This is a genomic window from Streptomyces sp. NPDC007991 (assembly GCF_042958445.1).
Classification (GTDB): Bacteria; Actinomycetota; Actinomycetes; order Streptomycetales; family Streptomycetaceae; genus Streptomyces.
This window is the reverse complement of sequence record NZ_JBIBJD010000009.1, coordinates 375,026-398,017: the sequence shown is the minus strand read 5'-3', so window position 1 is coordinate 398,017 and position 22,992 is coordinate 375,026. Positions and strand designations below refer to the sequence as shown.

The 22,992-nt window shown below is 72.3% G+C and carries 15 protein-coding genes; 8 read left to right on the top strand and 7 right to left on the bottom strand.

Annotated elements, in window-relative coordinates; genetic code table 11:
* Positions 1–7 precede the first annotated feature (7 nt).
* Positions 8–1,123 carry a DUF2786 domain-containing protein gene (locus ACFZDA_RS27055; protein ID WP_391086339.1) on the bottom strand — a complete coding sequence of 372 codons (1,116 nt, stop codon included), beginning with the start codon at positions 1,121–1,123 and terminating at the stop codon, positions 8–10.
* Positions 1,124–1,233: 110 nt separating this feature from the next.
* On the opposite strand from ACFZDA_RS27055, the gene ACFZDA_RS27050 reads away from it, so the two are divergent.
* From ACFZDA_RS27050 to ACFZDA_RS27040, 3 genes are all read left to right on the top strand, one after another.
* The gene (locus ACFZDA_RS27050; protein ID WP_391086337.1) at positions 1,234–1,866 is read left to right on the top strand and encodes a LysE family transporter; all 633 of its coding nucleotides are present in this window, start codon (positions 1,234–1,236) and stop codon (positions 1,864–1,866) included.
* Positions 1,867–1,936: 70 nt separating this feature from the next.
* Positions 1,937–2,680 (top strand): Clp protease N-terminal domain-containing protein, encoded by a 744-nt coding sequence (locus tag ACFZDA_RS27045; RefSeq protein WP_391086336.1) that lies wholly within the window; start codon positions 1,937–1,939, stop codon positions 2,678–2,680.
* Positions 2,681–3,616: 936 nt separating this feature from the next.
* Positions 3,617–5,305, top strand: coding sequence for a bifunctional 3'-5' exonuclease/DNA polymerase (locus ACFZDA_RS27040; RefSeq protein ID WP_391086334.1), 1,689 nt, complete (start codon positions 3,617–3,619; stop codon positions 5,303–5,305).
* Between the two features lie 54 nt (positions 5,306–5,359).
* On the opposite strand, the gene ACFZDA_RS27035 is transcribed toward ACFZDA_RS27040, so the two are convergent.
* Positions 5,360–8,431, bottom strand: a complete 3,072-nt coding sequence (locus ACFZDA_RS27035; RefSeq protein ID WP_391086332.1) for a BTAD domain-containing putative transcriptional regulator — start codon at positions 8,429–8,431, stop codon at positions 5,360–5,362.
* 384 nt (positions 8,432–8,815) lie between these two features.
* Positions 8,816–9,709 (bottom strand): glycosyltransferase, encoded by an 894-nt coding sequence (locus ACFZDA_RS27030; RefSeq protein ID WP_391086329.1) that lies wholly within the window; start codon positions 9,707–9,709, stop codon positions 8,816–8,818.
* Between the two features lie 208 nt (positions 9,710–9,917).
* Between ACFZDA_RS27030 and ACFZDA_RS27025 the strand changes: the two genes are divergently transcribed.
* Positions 9,918–10,799 carry a helix-turn-helix domain-containing protein gene (locus ACFZDA_RS27025; protein WP_391086327.1) on the top strand — a complete coding sequence of 294 codons (882 nt, stop codon included), beginning with the start codon at positions 9,918–9,920 and terminating at the stop codon, positions 10,797–10,799.
* A gap of 52 nt (positions 10,800–10,851) precedes the next feature.
* Here the strand turns inward: ACFZDA_RS27025 and ACFZDA_RS27020 are convergent, their stop codons facing one another.
* Complete coding sequence (locus tag ACFZDA_RS27020) at positions 10,852–12,315, bottom strand: amino acid permease (protein WP_391086325.1); 1,464 nt, start codon at positions 12,313–12,315, stop codon at positions 10,852–10,854.
* A 292-nt stretch (positions 12,316–12,607) separates the two neighbouring features.
* Positions 12,608–14,278 carry a helix-turn-helix domain-containing protein gene (locus tag ACFZDA_RS27015; RefSeq protein ID WP_391086322.1) on the bottom strand — a complete coding sequence of 557 codons (1,671 nt, stop codon included), beginning with the start codon at positions 14,276–14,278 and terminating at the stop codon, positions 12,608–12,610.
* A gap of 227 nt (positions 14,279–14,505) precedes the next feature.
* On the opposite strand from ACFZDA_RS27015, the gene ACFZDA_RS27010 reads away from it, so the two are divergent.
* Both ACFZDA_RS27010 and ACFZDA_RS27005 read left to right on the top strand, forming a co-directional pair.
* Entirely contained in the window at positions 14,506–15,702 is a 1,197-nt protein-coding gene (locus ACFZDA_RS27010) for an aminotransferase class I/II-fold pyridoxal phosphate-dependent enzyme (RefSeq protein WP_391086320.1), read from the top strand.
* Positions 15,703–15,999: 297 nt separating this feature from the next.
* Positions 16,000–17,754 carry a radical SAM protein gene (locus ACFZDA_RS27005; protein WP_391086318.1) on the top strand — a complete coding sequence of 585 codons (1,755 nt, stop codon included), beginning with the start codon at positions 16,000–16,002 and terminating at the stop codon, positions 17,752–17,754.
* Between the two features lie 136 nt (positions 17,755–17,890).
* Here ACFZDA_RS27005 and ACFZDA_RS27000 read toward each other — a convergent pair whose 3' ends face one another.
* Positions 17,891–19,084, bottom strand: coding sequence for a cytochrome P450 (locus ACFZDA_RS27000; protein WP_391086316.1), 1,194 nt, complete (start codon positions 19,082–19,084; stop codon positions 17,891–17,893).
* On the bottom strand, positions 19,081–20,439 hold the full coding sequence (locus tag ACFZDA_RS26995; protein ID WP_391086314.1) for an enoyl-CoA hydratase-related protein: 1,359 nt from the start codon (positions 20,437–20,439) through the stop codon (positions 19,081–19,083). Before ACFZDA_RS26995 ends, ACFZDA_RS27000 begins: the two co-directional genes overlap by 4 nt.
* Before the next feature lie 167 nt (positions 20,440–20,606).
* Between ACFZDA_RS26995 and ACFZDA_RS26990 the strand changes: the two genes are divergently transcribed.
* Entirely contained in the window at positions 20,607–20,825 is a 219-nt protein-coding gene (locus ACFZDA_RS26990; protein WP_391086312.1) for an MbtH family NRPS accessory protein, read from the top strand.
* 34 nt (positions 20,826–20,859) lie between these two features.
* Positions 20,860–22,926: an aminotransferase class V-fold PLP-dependent enzyme gene (locus ACFZDA_RS26985; protein WP_391086310.1), complete on the top strand. Its 2,067-nt coding sequence runs from the start codon at positions 20,860–20,862 to the stop codon at positions 22,924–22,926.
* Positions 22,927–22,992 lie beyond the last annotated feature (66 nt).

Genomic DNA, 22,992 nt, shown 5'->3' with positions numbered 1-22,992 from the left:
CGGCAGGTCAGCGCAACGGCGGACGGTGGTCGACCCGGGCGCGGTCCGCCGCCTGTGCGCCCTCCGTCCAGCCGGCCGCGTCGCGCACACCGCGCAGGCGGGTCGTGGTCGTCTCCGGGAACAGCCGGTCCAGCCGGCCGGTGACCGCCACGTCGCGGGAGGCGAGGACCGGGAGCAGGTCCTGTGTCACCTGGGTCTCGGCGGCTGCCGCCAGGCGGGTGCCGATGCGGTGGGCGTAGGCCGCGAGGAAGGACTGCCGGAACGTCTTGGTGCGCTTGCGGCCACCCGCCCGCTGGACGGCCTCCGCCTTCGTCATCGCGGTCGTGGCCTGCACGAGGAGTGAGGTGTAGAGGAGTTCGACCGCATCCAGGTCGGTTTCGAAGCCGACGACGGTGGAGAAGCCGAGGGGCTCGTTCCACACGGCCCGGCAGTGGTTGGCGGCGGCGACGGCGTCCAGGAGCACCGCCTTGGCCTGCTCGTACGGCGGTTCGACACCGATCCGGCAGGCCCCGGGCGTCTCCGGTGAGGGTGCCCGGGCCGCGAGCAGGGCCTCGTCGACGCTGTGCCGGGCCATCAGCTCCTGCGCCTTGGCGCTAAGCGCCTCCGCCTCCTCCGGGAACCCGGTGGCCTCGGCCTTGGCGAGCAGAGCGCGGATCCGGCCCAGCATCCGGGACTCGGTCCTCGGCTCCCCGGCCGGCTCGTCGACGGACGCGTCGAGGGACTCCAGGGCGGGCAGGCGCAGCAGCAGGCGGTACAGCTCCAGTGCGGCGGTGGCGTGCGAGAAGCGGTCGGTGCCGGGCCGGGCGCCGGGGGCGGGGAGCTCCGCGAGCTGCGCGTGCCAGCGGTGGCCGCGCGGGCGGTCGTGCGGCGCCTGCGCGTGGATCAGTGCCGCCACCAGGTGGACGTGTACGTCGTCCAGTTCGCGTCGCACGATGCGTACGACGTCGGCCGGCTGCCAGCCGCGACGCCAGGCCGCCGCCACGAACTCCGCGCCGCGACGGGCGAGTTCGGCGTCCGCCGACGGGTCGGACGCGAGCAGGGACGCGCCGGCGTCGAGGGCCGTCTCGCTGGTGTCGTACAGGGCGGTCTCGAACGCGCGGTCGACGGTGGTGGGCGTACTCACGGGGCCGATGGTGCCACGCCGTCACGAGCGGCCCGGCACGCGCGACCTCGTACGTCTCACTCCGCGGAATTACGTCGTCCGTGCGCGGCGGGGCTTCGAACATGGCCCTCATGGTGGACATGTCTCTGTACGCGGCGTTCCTCGTCGCCGCCTTCGCGCTCTGCGTCACTCCCGGCCCGGACATGATGTTCATCGTGGCGATGGGCGGCCGGGGCGGGCCCACCGCCGGGGTGATGGCGGCGTTCGGGGTGGCGTGCGCGATGCTCGTGCACGCGGTCGCGGCGGCGCTCGGTCTGTCGGCCCTGTTCACGGCGCTGCCGACGCTGTACCACGTGCTGCGCTGGGCGGGCGCGGCCTATCTGCTGTACCTGGCGGTGAAGGCGTTCCGGGACCGCTCGGTGCCGGGCGAGGAGGGGGCCGGGGCCGCGGGCGCGGGGATGCGGCGGGCGTTCTGGCAGGGCGCGATCACCAACCTGCTCAATCCCAAGGTGATCCTCTTCAACGTGGCGTTCCTGCCGCAGTTCGTGGACGCCTCGCTCGGCCATGTCCGGGGCCAGTTGCTGCTGCTCGGGGTCACGCTCGTCGTGATGGGCTTCCTGTGGGACGGCAGCGTCGGCCTGCTCGCGGGGCGGCTGGCGGCTCTCCTCAGGCGCAGTGCGCGGGTGAACCGCTGGCTGAACATCGTCTCGGGGACGGTGTTCACGGGGCTGGCGGTGCGTTTGGTGGCGACCTCTCCGAAGTAGGCGGCTCGCGACGACGGGGGGTGTCAACTCGCGGTTGACACCCGGCGGGGCGCAACCTACGGTTGACACCATGACGACGAACCCCGACATCACGTCATCCGTGCGCCTCGACGATCTGATCGCGGCGATCAAGACGGTTCACCAGGAACCCCTCGAACAGCTCCAGGACGCGGTGCTCGCCGCCGATCACCTCGGCGAGGTGGCCGACCACCTGATCGGCCACTTCGTGGACCAGGCCCGGCGTTCGGGTGCCTCCTGGACGGACATCGGCAAGAGCATGGGGGTTACCCGGCAGGCCGCGCAGAAGCGGTTCGTGCCGAAGGAGTCGGCCGACCTCGACCCGAGCCAGGGCTTCAACCGCTACACGCCCCGGGCCCGCAACACGGTGATGGCCGCGCACAACGCGGCCAAGTCCGCGCGCAACGCCGAGGGCGTGCCCGAGCACCTCGTCCTCGGCCTGCTGGCCGAGCCGGACGGCCTCGCCGCGAAGGCGCTCGTCGAGCAGGGCGTCTCCCTCGACACGGTCCGCGAGGCGGCGACCGCCGCGCTGCCGCCGGCCGTCGAGGACGCCCCCGAACTCGTGCCGTACGGCCAGGCCGCGAAGAAGGTCCTGGAGCTCACCTTCCGCGAGGCCCTGCGCCTCGGCCACAACTACATCGGCACGGAGCACATCCTGCTCGCCCTGCTGGAACACGAGAACGGCGAGGGCGTCCTCAGCGCCCTGGGCATCGACAAGGAGCGGACCGAGCGGTACGTGGCGGAGGCGCTGGAGAAGATCGTGCAGGCGCAGAAGGACGCGGCGGACGGGGCGTGACGCTCCGCTGAGCTGCGGGCAGTCGCCTCCCCCAGTGCCTGAAGGCCTGGGAGGTGTCCCAGGGCGACACGGGCGGGCCCGGCCCGGCACGGCGCCCCCGGCCGGGGTGGGGGCCGTGCGGCCACCGCGGCTGGGACGACGTCCCCGGGCGTGACGGGACCGGGCGGCCACCGTGCCCGGGCGGCGCCCGAGACGGCGACCGCACCCACCCACGACTGGGACAGACAGCGTGACCGGGATGCCCCTCATGGCGTGGGGCGACGACCGCGGCCGAAACGGCCACCACGGGCGAGGCCCCGGGGGGGGCCACCGCGACTGGGACCGGAGCCGAGACGGCGACCGGGACGGTGACCGGGACCGGGACCGGGACGGTGACCGGGACCGGGACCGGGGCCGGGGCCGGGGCCGGGACGGTGACCCCGACCGGGGCTAGGAGGGTGATCGCCACCGGCACCGGGACGGTGCCCCCCGACCGACACCAGGACGGTGACCGCCAGCGGCACCAGGACGGTGACCGCGAGCGGGACCAGGACGGTGACCGCGAGCGGGACCGGACCGGGACGGGGACCGCCACCGGAACCCGGACCAGGACGGGGACCACCACCGGAACCCGGACCAGGACAGGGACCACCACCCGAACCCGGACCAGGACGGGGACCACCACCGGAACCCGGACCAGGACAGGGACCACTACCCGAACCCGGACCAGGACAGGGACCACCACCCGAACCCGGACCAGGACAGGGACCACCACCCGAACCCGGACCAGGACAGGGACCACCACCCGAACCCGGACCAGGACAGCCACCTTCGTCGCGACCTGGTCGACGCGGCCACCGTGCCCCGGACCGGGGCAGTGGACCGCGACCAGGACGTTCACCATGGCCGGGGCCGTGGGCAGGGGGCGTTGTCAGACCCCCCTGGCACACTCGCGGCATGGTCGATCGGTGGGTGCTCGCTGCGGCCGAGGACGGTGGCGTGGACGTCGCCCCCCTCGGTCCGGACGGGCTGCCCGCCGGGCCGGTGCGGCGGGAGGCGGATCCCGCCGAGGCCGTGCGGAGCCGTCCCGGCGTCACGCGGTGGGTGTGGCGGTCCACCGCCGAGGTCTACCCGCGCCTGCTCGCCACGGGGGTGCGAGTCGAGCGGTGCTACGACATCGAGGCCGCCGAGACGCTCCTCCTCGGCCATGAGGGGCGGTACGGGGAACCACGCTCGGCCGCGGCCGCCCTGGCCCGGCTGCGCGGCGGCCCCGTACCGCCCGATCCGCCGCAGCGCTCAGCCGAGCCGGGCTCCCAGTCCTCCCTGTTCGAACCGCAGGGCGTCCACCTGCCCCTGGCGGACCTCCTCGCGGTCTACTTCGAGCAGCAGCGGCGGCATGCTCAGGCCGAGCACCCCGAGCGGATGCGCCTGCTGACGGCCGCCGAGTCGGCCGGCATGCTCGTGGCCGCCGAGATGAACCGCGCCGGGCTGCCCTGGCGCGCCGAGGTCCATCGCGCGGTGCTGCACGACCTGCTGGGCGAGCGGTACGCGGGCGGCGGTGAGCCCCGGCGCCTGGCCGAACTCGCCGACGAGGTGTCCGCCGCGTTCGGCCGCCGGGTGCGGCCCGACCTGCCGGCCGACGTGGTCAAGGCCTTCGCCCAGGCGGGCATCAAGGTCACCTCGACCCGCCGCTGGGAGATCGAGTCCGTCGACCACCCGGCCGTGAAGCCACTGATCGAGTACAAGAAGCTGTACCGCGTCTGGGTCGCCCACGGCTGGTCCTGGCTCCAGGACTGGGTGCGCGACGGGCGGTTCAGACCCGAGTTCCTCGCGGGCGGAACGGTGACCGGGCGCTGGGTGACCAACGGCGGGGGCGGGCTCCAGATCCCCAAGGTGATCCGGCGGGCCGTGGTCGCCGACCCCGGCTGGCGGCTCGTCGTCGCCGACGCCGACCAGATGGAGCCGCGTGTCCTCGCCGCGATCTCCCGCGACCCCGGGCTGATGGAGGTGGCCGGGCGGGAGAGCGACCTCTACCAGTCCGTGTCCGACCGTGCCTTCTCCGGCGACCGCGCCCAGGCCAAACTCGCCGTGCTCGGGGCGGTCTACGGCCAGACCTCCGGCGACGGCCTGAAGAACCTCGCCGCGCTCAGACGCCGCTTCCCCCGGGCGGTCGCGTACGTCGACGAGGCGGCCCGTGCCGGTGAGGAGGGCCGGCTCGTGCGGACCTGGCTCGGCCGGACCTGCCCGCCGGCGGCCCGGGGGACGGACGACGCGTCGGAGGAGGCCGGCATCCCGGCCACCGACGAGGAGCAGCCCGACAGCGGCCATTGGGTGCCCGGGTACGCCTCCACCAACGCCCGCGCCCGCGGCCGCTTCGCCCGGAACTTCGTCGTCCAGGGCAGCGCGGCCGACTGGGCCCTGCTGCTGCTCGCCGCGCTGCGCAGATCCTGCGCGGACCTGGCGGCCGAGCTGGTCTTCTTCCAGCACGACGAGGTGATCGTGCACTGCCCCGAGGAGGAGACGGAGACGGTCGTCGCGGCGATCCGCGAGGCGGCGGCCCTGGCCGGCCGGCTGACCTTCGGGGAGACGCCCGTGCGGTTCCCGTTCACGACGGCGGTGGTGGAGTGCTACGCGGACGCCAAATAGCCGAACAGCCGAGGAGTCGAACAGCCGAGGAGTCGAACAGCCGGGGTCACGGGGTCAGCCGGCGGGGGCGAGCAGCTCGCGGAGTTCCCTGACCACCGCGTGCGCGTCGGTCCCCTCCAGCGTCGCGAGAGCCGAGCCCCACGCCTCGCGTGCCGCTGCGGCCCGTCCCTGTTCCCGTAACAGCAGCCCGTGCTGATGGCGGGCGAGAGCCCCGGTGTAGCGGTCGGCGCGGGCGTCGGCCCGGTCCAGCAACTCGGCGCACTCGCGGGCCGCCCGCCCGGTGCGGCCCAGCAGCCGCAGCGCGCGGACCAGGCCGAGCCGGGTCTGGGACTCGCCGTGCCAGTCGCCGTGAGCGCCCAGGATGCGCAGGCTCTCCTCGAAGTGCGCCACGGCGGCGGCCGGTTCGCCGAGCCGCAGCCGGGCGTACCCGATATTGCAGTGCGCGGAGTGCCGCACGATCACGGCGCCGTCCCGCGGGTCGGTGTGCTCGTAGAGGTTGCCGCCGCGGTTGTTGAGGCAGCGGCGGATCCAGGAAGGGTCGTCGAGCCGTCGCCAGAGGGCCAGCGCGCGGTCGTTGAGGCCGAGGGCTTCGCCCTGGCGGCCGGTCAGGAAGTGCAGTCCGGCGAGGTCGCCCAGCGCGTACGCCTGAGCCGCCTCGTCCCCGAGCCGCCGCGCCACGCCGAGGCCGGCCCGGCCGAGCACCTCCAGCTCGGCGACGCGCCCCCTGCGGTGCGCGTAGGGCAGGATCAGCCGCACGAGCGTGGAGACGAGGCCCGCGCGCCGCCGGCACGGGTCGTCCGCGTACCGCTCGGCCAGGGTGACGATGTTCGCCAGCTCCCTGTCACCCCAGGCGAAGGCCTCCTCGGGGCCGGCGAAGGGGGCGACGGTCTCGACGTCCGCCGCGTGCCCGGGCGGTTGGGCCGCGGTGGGGCGGCGACGGTCGTCCTGGTCGGGGCCGGGCTCGACGATCGCGACGAGCACCCGCTCGGCGACGGCGGCGTACCAGCGGAGGGCGGTCTCACAGGCACCGGTGTAGTCGGCGCCTGTGTGGTCGGTGTGGCCGGTGTGGTCGGCGCCGGTACCCTCCGCGCCGGTACCGGCGTCCGCGCCGGTGTTCTCGGCGCCGGTGCCGTCATCCGCGCCGGTGTCGCCGGCGCCGGTACCCTCCGCGCCGGTGTTCTCGGCACCGGTGTCGACCACGCCGGTACCGGCGTCCGCGCCGGTGCCGTCCGCGTCCCGTGCACCGACCCGTTCACAAGCCGTGCCCGAGCCGCCGGTGCCCGCCACGCCCCGCTCCCCCGCCAGCTCCCGGGCGAAGTCGCGGACGAGGTCGTGCGGGGCGTAGCGGCCGTACGCCGGTTCCTGGAGCAGGGCCACGTCGACGAGGCGGTCCAGGGCGGCCTCGGTGCGGCGTTCGCCCGTGCCGGTGAGGCGGGCGAGCAGGGGTGCGCCGTACGAGGGCAGATCGAGCGCCCCGATATGGCGGAGGACGAGGGCCGCGTCCCGGTCGGCCTCGCGCTCGGACCCGGCGAGCGCGTCGTGCGCGACGGCCAGGGAGCGGCGCACGCTCAGGTCGTCGTACTCCAGGTGGCGCAACCGCCCTTCCGTTCCCGCCAGTTGCCCGGCGAGGACGTCCGGTGTGAGGGCCTGCCGGGCGGCGAGCCGCGCGGCGACGACGCGCAGCGCCAGGGGGAGGCAGCCGGTGAGTTCGACGAGGCGGCGGGCGGCGTCCGAACCGTCCAGCCCGGCCCGGCCCGAGGCCGCGGCCAGGAGCGCCGCGCTCTCCTCGGCCGACAGCGGGCCGAGCGGAACGCGGGCGACGCCGTCGAGGGCGGTGAGCGGCGAACGGCTGGTGACGATCACCGCGCACCCGGCACCGCCCGGCAGCAGCGGCCGTATCTGCGCGGCGCTCGCCGCGTCGTCCAGCACCAGGAGCGTGCGGGTCGGCGCGAGCAGCGAGCGCAGCAGCGCGGATGCCGCGTCGGGGTGTTCGGGGATGCGGCAGGGGTCGGCCCCGAGGTCACGCAGCAGGGCGGTGAGCGCCTGGCCGGGGGTGAGTGGGGCCATGCCGGGGGTCGCACCGTGCAGGTCGAGGTAGAGCTGACCGTCGGGGAAACGTTCCGCCAACTCGTGTGCGACGTGCAGCGCGAGGGCGCTCTTGCCGACGCCGGGCATGCCGCTGACGACGGCGGTGGCGGGGAGCGTTCCCGGTGTGGTGAGGGTGTGGCGCAGCACGTCGCGTTCGGCGGCACGGCCCGTGAAATGCGCCGGCGGCGGGGGAAGCTGGGCCGGCTGGGGCGCAGCGGACGAGGGCGAGGCCGCGACCTGCAGCACCTCCACATGCGCCTCCCGCACCCCCGGCCCCGGCTCGATGCCGAGCTGGTCGACCAGCCGGGTGCGCAGATCGTGGTGGACGGCCAGGGCCTCGGCCTGGCGGCCGGTCCGGTGCAGGGCGAGCATGAGCTGGCGGTGGAACACCTCCCGCAGCGGATGCTCGGCGGTCAACGCCGCCAGCTCCGGCACGAGTCCGTCCAGACGCGGGCCGCCCAGCGCCAACTCGGCGTCGTAGCGCCACTCCAGGAGCAGCAGCCGGGCCTCGCGCAACCGCCGGGTGAAGGCGTACCCGCCCACCTCGGACGGCAGCCCGGCGAGCGGCGCGCCCCGCCACAGTGCGAGCGCGGCGGCGCACTCACCAAGGACGCGCTCCCACTCCTGCCCGGCGTGCGCGGCCCGCGCCGCGGCGACCCGGGCCTCGAACACATGGACGTCCAGCTCACCCTCGTCGACCCGCAGCACATACCCGGACGGCACGGTCCGCAGCCGCTCGGGATCGTCGAGCGACCGCCGCAGCCGGGCTACGTGGTTGTGCAGCGAGGCCTGGGCGGAGACGGGCGGCGCCCCGCCCCACAGCGCGTCCTTGAGCGACTCGACGGAGACGGCCCGTCCGGCGTCGAGCAGCAACGCGGCCAGCAGCACACGGGATTTGGGGCTCGCGACATCGCGGACTTCGCTCCGGCCGGACCCGTCGGTGTCGTGGTACAGCACCGGCGGCCCGAGCAGCCCGAACCGCAGTCCGAACCGCCCCTCGGAACCGTCCTCGCTGCCCGAACAGGCAGATGCCCCCATCGTGCCCCCGTCTCCCCGTGCCACCGCTCTTGCCCTGGACGAGATTCCACCCTTGACGGGTTTCCGCCCCTGGGGCAGCGGTTTTCCGCCACCTTCGTCCGCATGTTCTGCGCCGGAACGGCTCCGCGCAGGCCGTCGTCCGTCCTGGTTCGGCGACTTCACGCCAATCGACGGACGACGCAACGGCGAACCGTTGGCCACATGTTAGCGATCCGTTGGCAAACCCTGATGTGATCACTACGTCGGATCTGGCCCGGCGGCGCGCGCGTCTGGACGCGCAACTCGGGGGAGTGTCGCCGCCGCGGCCGGGTCCGGGTCCCGGTCGGCGGAGGTGAACGGCCGGGGCCCCACCAAGCTTCCGGCCGCCCGGCGGTGTCCTCGGCGTCAGATGACCGGCGGACGCCCCAGCCGCGTGAGCCGCCACACCGTCCGCCAGCGCATGGGCCGCCGCTCACCCGCCGGCTCCCGTACGCCTTCCACGAACCCGCCGAACCATGCCCGCAGCCCCGCACCCGACCGGTTCCGTGCGAGGGTGAGCAGCACCCAGACAGCCAGGTGGACGGGGACGAGCGCGAGCGGCAGCCTGCGGCGGGCCAGCCAGACCCGGTTGCGGGCGTTCACGCGGTAGTAGATGGCGTGCCGGGCGGGCGAGGTCTTCGGGTGCTGGAGCAGCAGTTCGGGCGCGTACAGGATGCGCCAGCCCGCGTCGGCCGCGCGCCAGGCCAGATCGGTCTCCTCGTGCGCGAAGAAGAACTCGGCGGGCCAGTCGCCGACCTCGTCGAGCATGGCCATCCGCAGGGCGTGCCCGCCGCCGAGGAACCCGGTGACGTACCCGCCCCGCAGGGGGTCCGCGTTGCCGATCCTGGGCACGTGCCGCCGCTGCGTCTCGCCGAGTTCGTCGGCGATGCGGAAGCCGACGATGCCGAGCCGTTCGTCGGCGGCGTACAGCTCCCGCACGCGGCGCAGCACATCGGCGTCGACGAGCAGCCCGTCGTCGTCCAGATCCACGACGACGTCGATGTCGCCGAACTCCCGCAGTCGCGCGAGGGCCGCGTTGCGCCCGCCGGGGCAGCCGAGGTTCTCGTCGAGCTCGACCGGGGTGACCTCGCCGGGCAGCGACAGCCGCCGGGCGAACTCGGGCAGCGGGCAGCCGTTGCCGACGATGACGATCCGCTCGGGCGGCACGTCCTGCTTGGCCACGGACCGCAGCAGAGCGTCGACCTCCTCGGGCCGGTTGCCCATCGTCACCACGGCGACGGCGATCCTGGGCGCCCCCATGTCCTCACCTCGTCCCGGTCGGCTGCTGACGGATTGCCGGGCGATGCTAGCCGTTCACGGTGAAGACCCTTTCAGTACGCCTGCCGGACGGCGGTGCGTCCACGCCGTCCGGCGGACACGGCACCCGACCGGATCGGGCACAGGATGTCGGGTGCGGCGGGGTGCGCGCCGCCTAGCGTGGTGATCACGAAAGAGGAAGGAGCCGGGCGTGCTGGAGCGGCTCAACCAGGCGATGGAGCACATCGAGCGCCATCTCGACGGGTCGGTGGACGGCACCTCACTGGCGCGGATCGCGACCACGTCGGAGTACCACCTGCGCCGGATGTTCTCCGCGCTGGCAGGCATGCCCCTGTCGGAGTACATCCGCCGCCGCCGGCTGACGGTCGCGGGCGCGGAGGTGCTCGCGGGCGAGGCGACACTGCTGGAGATCGCGGTGCGCTACGGCTACGGCTCGGGCGAGGCGTTCGCACGGGCCTTTCGCGCGATGCACGGCGTGGGTCCGGGCGAGGCCCGGCGCACCGGCGCCGCGCTGGTCTCCCAGCCCCGGCTGACCTTCCGCCTCACCGTCGAAGGGAGCAGCAGCATGCACTACCGAGTGGTGGACCGTCCGGCCTTCACCGTCACCGGCTTCAAGACCCGGGTACCGCTCGTGCACTCGGGCCCGAACCAGGCGATCATCGACTTCGTCCGGGGGCTCGACAAGCAGGCCCTGGAGCAGCTCGGGAAGCTCTCGGACCTGGAGCCGCACGGCATAGTCGCGGTCTGCGACGACCTGGATCCGAGCCGCGCCGAGGGCACCGAACTCGACTACTACCAGGCGGCGCTCACCACGGCGCCCGCCCCGGCCGGCGCCCCCGCGGGCACCGCCACCCTGCCGGTGCCGCCCGGCACCTGGGCGGTCTTCACCACCTCCGGCCCGGCACCGCGGGCCATCCAGGAGCTGTGGCGGGACGTGTTCACCGAGTGGTTCCCGTCCAACCCGTACCGCGGCCGCCCCGGCCCCGAGATCCTGCGGACCACCCTCTCGCCGGACGGGACGACGGCGGACGCCGAGCTGTGGCTGCCGGTGGAACGGGAGACCGGCCGCTGAACGCCGAGAGCCCCGGGACGGAACGGGTCCGGCCCGGGGCTCTCGGGGACGGCTACCGCGGCGCGACCGGCTCCGCGGTGTCCTTCCGGCGGGTCCGCTCCCGGACCAGCGAGATCGCGATCACCAGCGCGGCGACGAGCACCGACAGCAGCACCTGGCTGCGGCCGCCGCCCTCCTTGTCGTCGGTGAGCATGTAGAGCAGCACGAACGTGATCATCGCGATCGTCGCCCAGGTCAGATAGGGGAACAGCCACATCCGGACGACGAGCTTGTCCGGGCTCTCGCGCAGGATGATCCCCCGCATCCGCAGCTGCGAGAAGCAGATGACCAGCCACACGAAGAGCGCGACGGCACCCGAGGAGTTCAGCAGGAACTGGAAGACCGTGTCCGGCCACAGGTAGTTGAAGGCGACCGCCACGAAGCCGAAGACCACGGAGGCCAGGATCGCGGCCTGCGGGACGCCTCGGGTGTTCGTCCGCGCGAAGGACCGCGGGGCGTCGCCGCGCTGCCCGAGGGAGAAGGCCATCCGGGAGGCGGTGTACAGGCCCGAGTTGAGACAGGACAGCACGGCGGTCAGCACGATGAAGTTCATGATCTCGCCGGCGTGCGGGATGCCGATCGAGTCGAGGGCCGCCACGTAGGAGCCCTTCTTCTCGATCGCGGGGTCGTTCCACGGCAGCAGGGCGACGACGACGAGGATCGACCCGACGTAGAAGACGCCGACCCGCCAGATCACGCTCCTGGTGGCCTTGGCCACCGCTCGCCGCGCGTCCGAGGACTCACCGGCGGCGAGGGTGACGATCTCACTGCCCATGAAGGAGAAGACGACCAGCAGGATGCCGGTGAGGATCGCTCCCGGCCCGTTCGGCAGGAAACCGCCGTGCCCGGTGAGGTTCCCGAAGCCCGTCGCGGCGTGGTCGGAGCCGGGCAGCACACCGAAGATCGCCAGCCCGCCGAGGACGATGAAGCCCGTGATGGCGACGACCTTGATGCCGGCGAACCAGAACTCGAACTCGCCGAAGGAGCCGACCGAGGCCAGGTTCGTGGCGGTGAGGACCGTCATCACGATCAGGGCCCAGGCCCACTGCGGTACGGACGGCACCCACCCTTCCAGGATGACCGCGCCCGCGGTCGCCTCCACGGCGAGTACGACGACCCAGAAGAACCAGTACAGCCAGCCGATCGAGAACCCGGCCCAGCGGCCGAGCGCGCGGTCCGCGTAGGCCGAGAAGGACCCGGAGGTCGGGTTGGCCGCGGCCATCTCGCCGAGCATCCGCATCACGAAGACGACGAGGGCGCCGACCAGTGCGTAGGACACCAGGATGCCGGGCCCGGCGGCGGCGATACCGGAGGCGGAGCCCACGAAGAGACCGGCACCGATCACGCCGCCGATGGCGATCATGGACAGATGGCGGTTCTTGAGACCGGCCCGCAGGCCCGCCTGCTGCTCCGGAGGCTGACCACCGGTGGGGTGGGCGGTGTCGGGGGCCAGTGAATCGGGGGGACGTGTAGTCATGTCGACATCCATGGGTTCGTTGGGAGTGCCGTGCTGTGCGTCGGAAGGGACGGCCGGGGCACCGACGATTCCCGGAAGCGTTCACGGTGCGGTGCGCGGAATCCGGATGCCGTGCTGGTGAGGGGTTCGTCACCGCACGTCCGCGTTTCGCTCCGTCTCCTCGTGGGAGGGGGCCGCATCACTTGCGGAAATGGATTTGCGCAAGCGTATGGGGGCTCATGGGGCCAAATGTTTGTGAAGGCTGAACAAACTCGGGCTCGATGGCTGTAGGACCGGCCAATGCGGAACCCGGTCAGCCGATGGGCGGCAGCCGCAGCTGGAGCATGGCCAGCAGGCGCTGGTCGGGACGGCTGAGATCGAGACCGGTCAGCTGCTCGGCCCGGCGCAGGCGGTACCGCAGCGTGTTGGGGTGCACATGGAGCTGTGCGGCCGCTGCCCGGATGTCACCGAAGGAGTTCAGGTACGTCAGGAGCGTCTCGGCGAGCCGGCCCTGGTGCCGGCTGTCGTGCGAGACCAGGGCGGTCAGCCGGGGGTCCCGGATCTCGGGGCGGGCGGAGAGCAGCGTCAGTATCTCGCTGACCAGCACCTCCGCCTGGATGTCCGGCAGCGCGGCGACCGCGACGCTCACTCCGGCGCTCACCATGGCGTCGAGGATGCGGTCGGCTTCCCGGCGTGACTCGGGGACGTCCCCGAGCCCCGGCACCAGGCAGCCGACCGAGCCGCGCAGGGGCAGGCCCAGGTGGCGGCGCGCGGCGTCGGTGATCTCCTGGGTCCAGCCGCGCAGCGTGTCCGTGTCGACGCCCCGGGGCAGCTGGGGCAGCAGTACGTAGATCCGGGGATCGACCTGGGTGACCAGGGCGCTGCGGTGCCGGGCGGCGATGTGCACGGAGACCAGGTTGGTGACCTCGGAGTGGGTCAGTTCCGGTGCGGCGACGCCTCCCGGGGCCTCGTACGCCGTCTCTTCCGTCCCGTACGCCTCTGTGGTCCCGTGCGAGAAACCCAGCACGGCGGCCGGGCGGGTGGCGTCGAATCCCAGGTGAGTGGCCAGGGGCTGCGGTCCGGTGCTGCCGTCCAGGAGTCCGGCCAGCAGGGTCCGGGTGAGCGTCACATCGTCCGAGAGCTCCCGGCGACGGCGTACGAGATGGAGCGCCGCGACCCGGGCGGCGCCCAGCAGAGCCTGGCGCGAGCGGTCGGACAGGGGGATCGAGCCCTCCTGCACCCAGATGGTGCCCAGCTGCCGGTCCCCGGACCGGATGGCCACCGCGAGCCGGCGGCGGATGCCCAGCTCGGGGTGGCTGTCGATGCCGATCACCTCGTCGCTGGAGTGCAGATGCTGGAACACCCCCCACTCGCGCAGCTTCGCCAGATACCCCTCCGGCCCCTGCCAGCCGAGGATGGAGCGCCGGCGCAGGTCGTCCGCCTCGTCGGAGTCGGTGGTGCGGGAGTAGGCCAGCACCCGGTTCGCGGCGTCCTCGATGCTGACGATGCCGCTGGTGAGGATGGCGGTGGTCTGCGCCAGCGAGAACAGGTCGCCCTCCTCGGCCCCCATGCCGGGCTCGCCCGGCGGCGCGTCGTCGAGGGCGGCCCGGGCCAGTGCGTTCACCTGCTCCCAGCGAGCTTCGCTGCGCAGCGAGAGCAGGGCGACCCCGGCCTCGGCGGCGGTCTCGCTGAGCGCCGCGGCCTGGCCGGGCCCGTCCAGCTTGACCACGACGGCGGCGGCTCCGTCCCGCCCGGCGGCCCGCAGCGCGGGAAAGGCGGCCCGGCCACGGGCACCGATCACCAGGACCAGCTCGCCCGGCTGTGCGGTCGGCGGGTCCTCGGGGTCGAGCAGCGAGACCCCGCGGATCTCGACGTCCAGCCCGGCGGGGGCGGCCTGCACCTCCACCAGCGAATCACCCAGCACCATCAGCAACTGACGCAGGCCGATGCTTGCTGCGGTGGGAGACCCTGCGGCCGGATCCATGATCGTCGCCTCTGCTGGGAGCCATGCCGGAACTCCGATGCTATCCGCAGTGCGACGGGCACCTCCCAGGAGCGGGGAAGAGCGCCGGAAGCCGGCGGCGGCGCCACCAGGTCGGCATGTTCCGGCCAAAGTCACCGGCGCGCGGTGACCGTGTGGTGCCATGCCCTGCGGCCGGCCCCCGAGGCCGGGGATCCACGAACGCGAGGCGAAGGGGCGGCACGATGGTCATGGACGCGAGGCGGGGTCCTGCTCGGCCCCTTTCCGCCTTTCCCGGCGTTGCCGACCTGCGGCGGCGCGACGGGGAGAAATGGGCCGTCGCGGGGCGGGACACGCTCGCCGCCTGGGTCGCGGACATGGACTTCCCCGTCGCGGACGTGATCCGGGAGGCCGTGCTGCGGCGCACGCGGGGCGACCTCGGGTATCCCGTGTGGTTCGACGAGAGCCGGGGCGGGCCCCTGGGGGAGGTCTTCGCCGAGCGGATGCTGCGGCGTCACGGGCACGCACCCGACCCGACGCATGTACGCCTGTTCACCGACATCAACCAGGCCCTGTCGGCCGTGCTGAGGTCGGCCACGGACCCCGGCGACGGAGTGCTGCTGCACACCCCGGCCTGCCCGCCCTTCGTCGACGTCATCGCCCGCCTCGGCAGACGGCCGCTGACCGTGCCGGTGCACGAGTCGGAGCACGGCTGGGAGTTCCCTCTCGCGCCGATGAAGGAGGCGGCCGACGCCGCGGGCCGCACCCGGGTGCTCTTCCTCGTCAACCCGCACAACCCCACGGGACGGGTGCTGCGCCGCGCGGAGCTGGAGGAACTCGCCGCGTTCGCGCTCGATCGGGACCTGCTCGTCGTCTCCGACGAGGTGCACGCCGACCTGGTCCACGCACCGCACCGGCACGTCCCCTTCGCCTCGCTCGGTCCCGAAGTGGCCGCCCGCACCATCACCCTCACCTCGGGCAGCAAGGCGTTCAACCTCGCGGGCGTGCGCTGCGCCGTGGCGCACATCGGGCCGCGGGCGGTGCGCGACGCCGTCGACGGCCAACAGGGCCTGCTCTACGGCCAGGTGAGTGTGTTCGCGGTGGAGGCGCTGAAGGCGGCGTGGACGGCGGGCGACGACTGGCTCGACCAGGTCCTGCGGGTGCTGGCGCACCACCGCGGCCGGCTCCTGGAAAGCCTCCCGCCCGGCGTGCGGTGCCACACCCCGGAAGCCACCTTCCTGGCCTGGCTGGACTGCCGGGCGCTCGGCCTCGGGGAGGACCCGATGCCGTTCTTCCGCGACGAGGCCGGGGTGCTGCTGTTCTCCGGGCCGTCCTTCGGACCGGAGGGCGAGGGGTTCGTACGCCTCAACTTCGGTACGTCCCCGCGGATTCTCGAGGAGATTCTGCAGCGCATGGACTCGGCAGTGCGCGGTCACCGGAACTCGTGATCAGGTTCATTGTCAGCTTATGGACAGCTCGCGGTTCCGGGTCGTCTTTTCCTGGACGCTGGGGCACCGGCACCCAGGAGTGATGGCTCGGAATCCGGAGGACTGGTGGTCACGCACGCTGTCGAGCAGGTTTATGGCAGGAACGGGGAAACCCGAATACATGAGCCGGTAAATGCCTCGGATCTGACACTGTTCCGCGAGCGCAGACAAGCCCGGAGAAAAGAACTGGCGGAGCGGCTCGAACGACCCGAGGACGAGACCCGCTATTTCCCGGTTCTCTCGGTGCTGGCACCGGTGATGACCCAGTCGGAGGGAGAGATCACCTATCCCGGCGACCCCATGTGCCTCTACGCGGCGCTGAGCGTCGCCGTCCACCGCGCGGTGGCGGACGCCGGGCCGTTGGAGAAGGCGTCGCACTACACCGACCTCGCCCCCGAGTGGACCCGCTTCCCCGGCAAGGAGTACCGGCTGTCGGCCGGCGGCGACGGCTACCGGCCCTACGGCGAGCGGCCGAACACCGATCAGACGGTGTTCGACCCCCGGGTCTGGGACGACACGGCCCGCGCCCGCTGGACCGGCCTGCTGCGCGAGGTGCGGCCGCGAGCCGTGCTGATCAGCACGGTCTCGCCGGGTCACCGCTACGCGCTGCAGCTGGCCGAGCTGGCCAAGCGCGAACTGCCCGAGGTCTTCGTGGTGTTCGGCGGCCGGCACGTGGACGAGACGACGATTCTCAGCCCCGACGGGGGCACGCTGCTGCTCAAGCCGAGCAGCCCGCTCGCCGTCATGGGGCAGGGCCGGGCGCCCCGGGTCGTGGACGCCGTCGTCAGCGGCGAGGCCTATCACGCCGTCGATCTGCTCATGCGGGCGCTGGCACTCGCCGTCGACCTGGACCGGCGCTGGGTGGACCCGGCGCAGGTGCTGCCCTGTCTGCAGGGGCTGCTGGCCGACGAGGGGCCGGGGCCGGGCCGGGCGCTGGTCGCCCTGGCCGCGGCCGGCGGCATCGACGCCGTCCCGCTGCACGGCGGACCGCTCGACCTCGGCACGCTGCCCGCCCCGTACGAGGCATTCGCCATCCGCTCCCGCTTCCCGATCTTCACCGACCCGGAGACCGGACAGGGGCTGCGCACCGCGCACTTCATGGTCTCCAACGCCTGCCCGTACCACTGCAATTTCTGCTCGGAGTCGTCCCGGCTCACGCCGCTCAAGCGGTTCAAGGACGATGCGGTGAGCCGGGCCGTGGAGCGGATATGCGAGTACGTGAGTTACGGCGCGGAGTCGCTGTTCTTCGACGACTCGGTGTTCTGGACCGGCCGGTTCCGCGATATCGAGGACTTCTGCGACGAACTGGCGAGGCTGCGCCGCACGCCCTGGGAGATACTCGACCAGCGTTATGGCAGGCACCTTTCCGAGCCCGCCGACATGGAGCGTCTGAACGCGCTGCAATGGGGCGCTCAACTGACCGTGGAAACCGTGATGTCGCTGCATTCGAGGGGCGATTCCGAGGTGATTCTCGGGAAGATGCGGGACGCCGGGTGCAGCTATGTCTACATCGGCATCGAGAGCATGTCGGACCAGGTCATGACGCACATCCACAAGAACCTCCGCCGGGACACCGGGAGGACCTGGCGGGACAAGGTCAGGGAAGCGGTCTCGCTGGTCAAGCGGAGCGGGATGCGGGTGGGCACATCTGTGCTGTTCGGCCTGGACGGGGAGACCCGGGAGAGTATCGACGAGACCATCCGCGAGGTCGGGCTGCTCATCGACGACGGGCTCATCGACCTGGCCAGCCCCAACATCCTCACCTACCACCCCGCCACCCCGGTCACCCGGGCGCACGGCATGGCGGACAAGCTGGACTACCACTCGCCGCGCATCGACAACCGCAAGCCGTACATCTACTTCGAGGAGGCGTTCCCCGGAGTGGTCTCCGTACTGCTCGGCGAGGACGACATCTGGCACATCCACCGGGAGACGGAGCGCCGCTGGGGCGGGGCCCGCAACGACGCCGCGCCGGTGCCCGCCGCCGAGGGGGACCCGGTGCCAGGACCCTGAGGCGGAGCGCCGTCGTACGACGCTGTGGGCCCGGACACCACTACGGTGTCCGGGCCCACAGCGTCGTACGGCCCGCGACACGGGGACGGGCCCCGGCCTTCCGGCCGGGGCCCGTCGCTGTGCGGGGGGGCGGAGTTCAGGACCGCTTGACGACGACGGGCAGCCGGCGCGGGCCCAGCGCGCCGGGCGCCGCGAAGAACTCCGGGCTCTGCGCGGGATCCAGGCGTATCTCCGAGAACTCGTCGAACAGGATGTCCATCGCGATCCGCGTCTCCAGCCGCGCCAGCGGACCACCGAGGCAGAAGTGGATGCCGTGGCCGAAGCTGAGGTGCTGGTTGGGCTGGCGGCGCGGGTCGAAGGTGTCCGGGGAGGCGAAGCGGCTCTCGTCCCGGTTGGCCGCCGCCAGCCACAGCGCCACCATCCGCCCGGCCGGGATGACATGACCGTCGAAGTCGACGTCCTTGTTGGTCATCCGGGTCAGCTGGGTGAACGGGGTGCGGCAGCGCAGCACCTCCTCGATGAAACCGGTGAAGCCCGAACGGTCCGCCCGCAGGGCCGCGTTGACGTCCGGGTTCTCGTCGAGCGCGATCACGGCGTTGCCCAGCATCAGCGTCGTCGTGATGTGACCGGCCAGCAGCAGGATCGCGGAGAAGGAGACCGCCTCCTCGTCGTCCAGGCCCTTGCCCTCGACGCGAGCGGCCACCAGGTCGCTGATCAGGTCCTCACGGCGCCGCTTGCGGCGGTCCCTGACGTGCTCGTGCAGATACTCGATCATCGGCTGGGCCGCGGCGTCGATGGCCTTGGGCAGCTCGGGGTCGAAGGCGGTGTCGAAGCTGAGCGAGAACATGTCGTCGGCCCACTTGCGGAACAGCTCGCGGTCCGAACCGGGCACGCCGAGCAGCTCCGCGATGACCGTGATGGGCAGCGGGTAGGTGAGCTGCTCGGTCAGGTCGAAGCTGTCCTGGTCGGCGATCTCGTCCAGCAGCTCATGGATGATCTCCGCGATCCTGCTGTCCATGAAGGTCTTGGTCCGCGCGGCGAACGCCTCGTTGAGCAGGGTGCGCAGCTCACGGTGGCGCGGCGGATCCGTCTGGACCAGGTTGCCCTTGCTGAAGGTCTGCAGGGGCATGATCTCGCTCATGTCCGAACGGAAGGAGGCCACGTCCAGCAGGGCCCGCTGCACCTCCGCGTAGCCGAACAGGTGGTAGACCCCGGTGCGCTCGTCGTGGAACACCGGTCCCTGGTGGCGCAGTTCACGCAGATAGGCCCAGAGTGCCGTGCCCCCGTCCTGGTAGGAGGGCAGCTCGACGTAGGCCGGCCGTTCGCTCATGTGGTGATTCCCTTCATCGTGGCACGGGCGGCCAGCTTGTCGCCCCACGTCCGTTCCAGATTGGCGATGACTTCCTTGCTGTGGATGCACACGGCCTGGTCGAGCGCGTACGTGGCCATGTAGCGGCGGAACGCGTCCAGCGGCTCCTGACCGGCCCGCATGGCCCGCCGGTTGGCGCACACGCCGACCGGGCCGCAGTCGAGGAAGTCGGCTGCGGCGCGCTGCACGACGCCGTCCAGGGCGTCGGCCGGAGCGACGTCGGAGACGAGCATGCGGCCCTCGGGGGTGTTCGAGGGGATGTCGAGGGAGCTGAAGATGGTCTGGCGGGCGAGTCCCTCGCCGAGGAACCGCGGCAGCCGCAGCACCCCGCAGCCGGGCACGATGCCCTCACGGCCGGCCGGCAGATTGAAGTACGAGGTGTCGTCCGCCACGACCCGGTCGGTCACCAGCAGCGTCTGGCAGGCGCCGCCGATGGCGAAGTTGTCGACCACGGAGATCCAGGGCTTCTCCCTGCGCTCGGCCAGGTCGTCGTCCGACTCCCGGTCCAGCGGATGCCCACGGAAGATCTTGTGCAGTGCCCCGAGTTCACGGTTGAGGAAGAAGTCGACGAGGGAAATGTCACCCTCGTACAGGGCGCTCAGATTGATGCCCGCGCCGAAGATGCGCTGCCCGGCCCACTTGGGGTGGTCCATGACATCGCCGCGGAGAATTCCCACCTCGATGGCGTCGTCCAGCAGGACCAGATCCACGGCGATTTCCAGGGCGGTCGCGGTGTCATTGTCCTCGGCGTTGAGGAAACGCTTGTTCTGGAAGGTGACCAGTCCGACGCTGCCGTCCCTGCGGACCGCGACGGGCCCCAGGTCGACAGTGCCCGTGCGGCGGAATTCCGCCACCCTGGAGAGCGCTTCCGCGGTCGGCTCCGTCATGCTCTGCACAAGGTGCCGACCGCTTCTCGGATGATGCAGCAACTCGCCGTAGAAAATGCCCAGATCGATCTCCAGGCCGTCCTTGTGACGCTGCTGCCGCACCGCGTCCTGCTTCAGCCGGGGCGGATCGGGCACCAGCTGCGGAAACCGCTCCGCACCCAGACGTGCCAGCTCGGTCAGGCGCGGCGAGCGCGTCAGGCCGTCCGTCAGCTCCTCGTACACCGCCTCGGCGTGCCGGCGCAGAAAGCGCCGGCGGAGGATGCGCGCGGTGCCCTTCAATTCACCGGCGACCCGCTCCTGCTCACTGGATCGATCGGGCCTTTCGGGTAGTTCGTCGAGTGCTTCCTGGAGATTACCGAGCCGGTTCTCCAATTCGCGCCGGTCGGCAGTGAGTGAACTGCCGCCTTCCGTTCCCTGATGCACTGCCATGATTCCCTCAGCTCCTGCGACCGCCTTGCTCCCGTCCACCGCTGTGTGGCCGCAGCGATGGTGTCCCGGCCCATTAAGGGCGGTCAATCGTCTGGCAGCTTGCTGACAGCGGTGCTGGCCACGGCTGTTGTCGGGGTGTTATTGGCACCGACGAAAGGAGTGCTGTCATGACCAATCCGTTCGACGACGAAGACGGCCGGTTTCTCGTGCTGGTCAACGAGGAGGGCCAGCACTCGCTGTGGCCGTCGTTCGTGGCGGTTCCGGAAGGCTGGACCCGCGTTTTCGGAGAGGAGACGCGGCAGGCGTGCCTGGACTACGTGGAGCAGCACTGGACGGATCTGCGTCCGCTCAGCCTCGTGGCCAGGATGGCCGAGACATCTCCCTGAGCCCGTCGTGGGGACGGTGAGGGGAGACGGTCCGGTGGGCGGTGACACCACAGGGGAGACGGTGATCGAGTCCCGGTCGCATGACGCCTGGATCCGCAGATTCAGCACGCCGGTGCAGCCGGTACGGGCCCGGCTGTACTGCTTCCCGTTCGGCGGCGGGGGTGCCTCCGCCTACCGGAAGTGGGGCGAGGCGCTGGAGCCCGGCATCGACCTGTGCGCCGTACAGCTGCCCGGCCGCGAGGAGCGGCTGAGCGAGACGCTGTTGAGCACCGTGGAGGAGGTGGTGGACGCCTTCGTCCCGGTCCTGGCCGAGCAGCCGGAGCTGCCGTTCGCGTTCTTCGGGCACAGCATGGGCGCCCTGCTCGCGTACGAGGTGTGCCTCAGGCTGCGTGCCGAGCAACGGGCCCTGCCCGGGCGGCTGTTCGTCTCCGGACTGCATCCGCCGGACCGGATGAGCCGGGCCCGGGTGCGGCACAACCTGGACGACCGGGCGTTCGTCGAGTCGTTGCGGGACACCGACGACCAGCTCGACGTGCTCCTGGCGAACCCGGAGCTGACCCAGCTGTTCCTGCCCATCCTGCGCGCGGACTTCACCCTCTGCGAGACCTACCGCCACCAGGGCGCAGAGCCCCTCCCGTGCCCCATCACGGCGTACGGGGGAACGGCCGACCCGATGGTCGACGAGCCGCTGCTGAACGGCTGGCGCCGCTTCACCAGCGCCGCGTTCGAGGCCCGGATGTTCCCGGGCGGCCACTTCTACATCCGTGAGCACGAGCGACGCCTCGTCGGACTGATCGGGGCAGGTATGCGGGGGCTGCGCGCCGACCGGGCGGAGCGCCGGGCCGCGGGTACGGGGCCCGCGACCAGGACATCACGGCCCGTTCCCGCCGAGCCAGCCGGGGAGCCGTTCGACGTGGAGCGGGCCAGGCGGGAGACGCCGGGGGCGAAGCGGGTGATCCACTTCAACAACGCCGGCGCCTCCCTGATGCCCGTGCCGGTGGTCGACGCGATGACCCGGCACCTGTGGGCCGAGACCCAACTGGGCAGCTACGAGGCGGCCGAACGGGACAGCGAGGCCGCGAACCGGGTGTACGACGCCGTCGCGCGGCTGCTGAACTGCGACGCGCTGGACATCGCGTTCCTCAACGGGGGCGCGCACGCCTGGAACGAGGCCTTCTACTCCGTGCCGCTCAAACCGGGCGACCGGATCCTGGCCTCCTCCATGGAGTACGGCGGCAACCATCTCGCCCTGCTCCAGGTCGCCCGGCGCACCGGCGCCGTCGTCGAGGTGATGGAGAACGACGCGAGCGGCCGGGTCGACGTGGAGGCGCTGCGGCAGAGCCTCGACGACCGGGTGCGGCTCGTCGTGGCCACGCATGTGCCCACGCACGGCGGGCTGGTCAACCCGATAGCCGACATCTGCGCGGCGGCACGGGAGGTCTCCGCTCTCTCCCTCGTCGACGCCTGCCAGTCGGTCGGGCAGATCCCCATCGACGTACAGCGGGTCGGCTGCGACTTCCTGGCGGCCAGCGGCCGCAAGTACCTGCGCGGTCCGCGCGGCACCGGTTTCCTCTACGCCCGTGCCGACTGCGTGCAGCGCGTGGAGCCGGTCACCGCGACCCTCGACGGCGCCCGCTGGCTCGGCGGCAGCCGCTACGAGTTCGCCGAGGGGGCACGGCGGTTCGAGAGCTGGGAGACCAACACCGCCGCCAAGATCGGGCTCGGCGTCGCCGTCGACTACGCCCTCGACTGGTCGATCGAGCGCAGCTGGCGGCGCACCGCCGGGCTCGCCGCCGAGCTGCGCACCGCGCTCGCCGCCGTGCCCGGGGTGCGGGTCGTGGACGAGGGCACCGAACTCAGCGGACTGGTGAGCTTCGTGACCGAGGGGCGCGACCACACGGCGGCCAGGGAGGCGCTGCTCGCCCGCGGGGCGAACGTGTGGAACTGCCTCGCCCACACCGCCTGTGTGGACATGACCGCCCGCCGGCTGCCCAGCGTGCTGCGGGCCTCCGTGCACTACTTCAACACCTCCGACGAAGTCAGCAGGTTCTGTTCCCTGCTCGAAGAGGTCCTGCGTGACCTCGCGGCGCCGGCGGTCTGACGACCGCCGCACGTCCGCCCCACCAGCCAGCTCATCACCGTGCTCAAGCGTTCCCAGGGGGAGTCC

Bases quoted from the DNA above. Each gene is read 5' to 3' on its own strand.
- ACFZDA_RS27050 (WP_391086337.1), top strand. From the start codon at position 1,234: ATGGTGGACATGTCTCTGTACGCGGCGTTCCTCGTCGCCGCCTTCGCG.
- ACFZDA_RS27045 (WP_391086336.1), top strand. From the start codon at position 1,937: ATGACGACGAACCCCGACATCACGTCATCCGTGCGCCTCGACGATCTG.
- ACFZDA_RS27040 (WP_391086334.1), top strand. From the start codon at position 3,617: ATGGTCGATCGGTGGGTGCTCGCTGCGGCCGAGGACGGTGGCGTGGAC.
- ACFZDA_RS27035 (WP_391086332.1), bottom strand. From the start codon at position 8,431: ATGGGGGCATCTGCCTGTTCGGGCAGCGAGGACGGTTCCGAGGGGCGG.
- ACFZDA_RS27030 (WP_391086329.1), bottom strand. From the start codon at position 9,709: ATGGGGGCGCCCAGGATCGCCGTCGCCGTGGTGACGATGGGCAACCGG.
- ACFZDA_RS27020 (WP_391086325.1), bottom strand. From the start codon at position 12,315: ATGACTACACGTCCCCCCGATTCACTGGCCCCCGACACCGCCCACCCC.
- ACFZDA_RS27015 (WP_391086322.1), bottom strand. From the start codon at position 14,278: ATGGATCCGGCCGCAGGGTCTCCCACCGCAGCAAGCATCGGCCTGCGT.
- ACFZDA_RS27010 (WP_391086320.1), top strand. From the start codon at position 14,506: ATGGACGCGAGGCGGGGTCCTGCTCGGCCCCTTTCCGCCTTTCCCGGC.
- ACFZDA_RS27005 (WP_391086318.1), top strand. From the start codon at position 16,000: ATGACCCAGTCGGAGGGAGAGATCACCTATCCCGGCGACCCCATGTGC.
- ACFZDA_RS27000 (WP_391086316.1), bottom strand. From the start codon at position 19,084: ATGAGCGAACGGCCGGCCTACGTCGAGCTGCCCTCCTACCAGGACGGG.
- ACFZDA_RS26995 (WP_391086314.1), bottom strand. From the start codon at position 20,439: ATGGCAGTGCATCAGGGAACGGAAGGCGGCAGTTCACTCACTGCCGAC.
- ACFZDA_RS26990 (WP_391086312.1), top strand. From the start codon at position 20,607: ATGACCAATCCGTTCGACGACGAAGACGGCCGGTTTCTCGTGCTGGTC.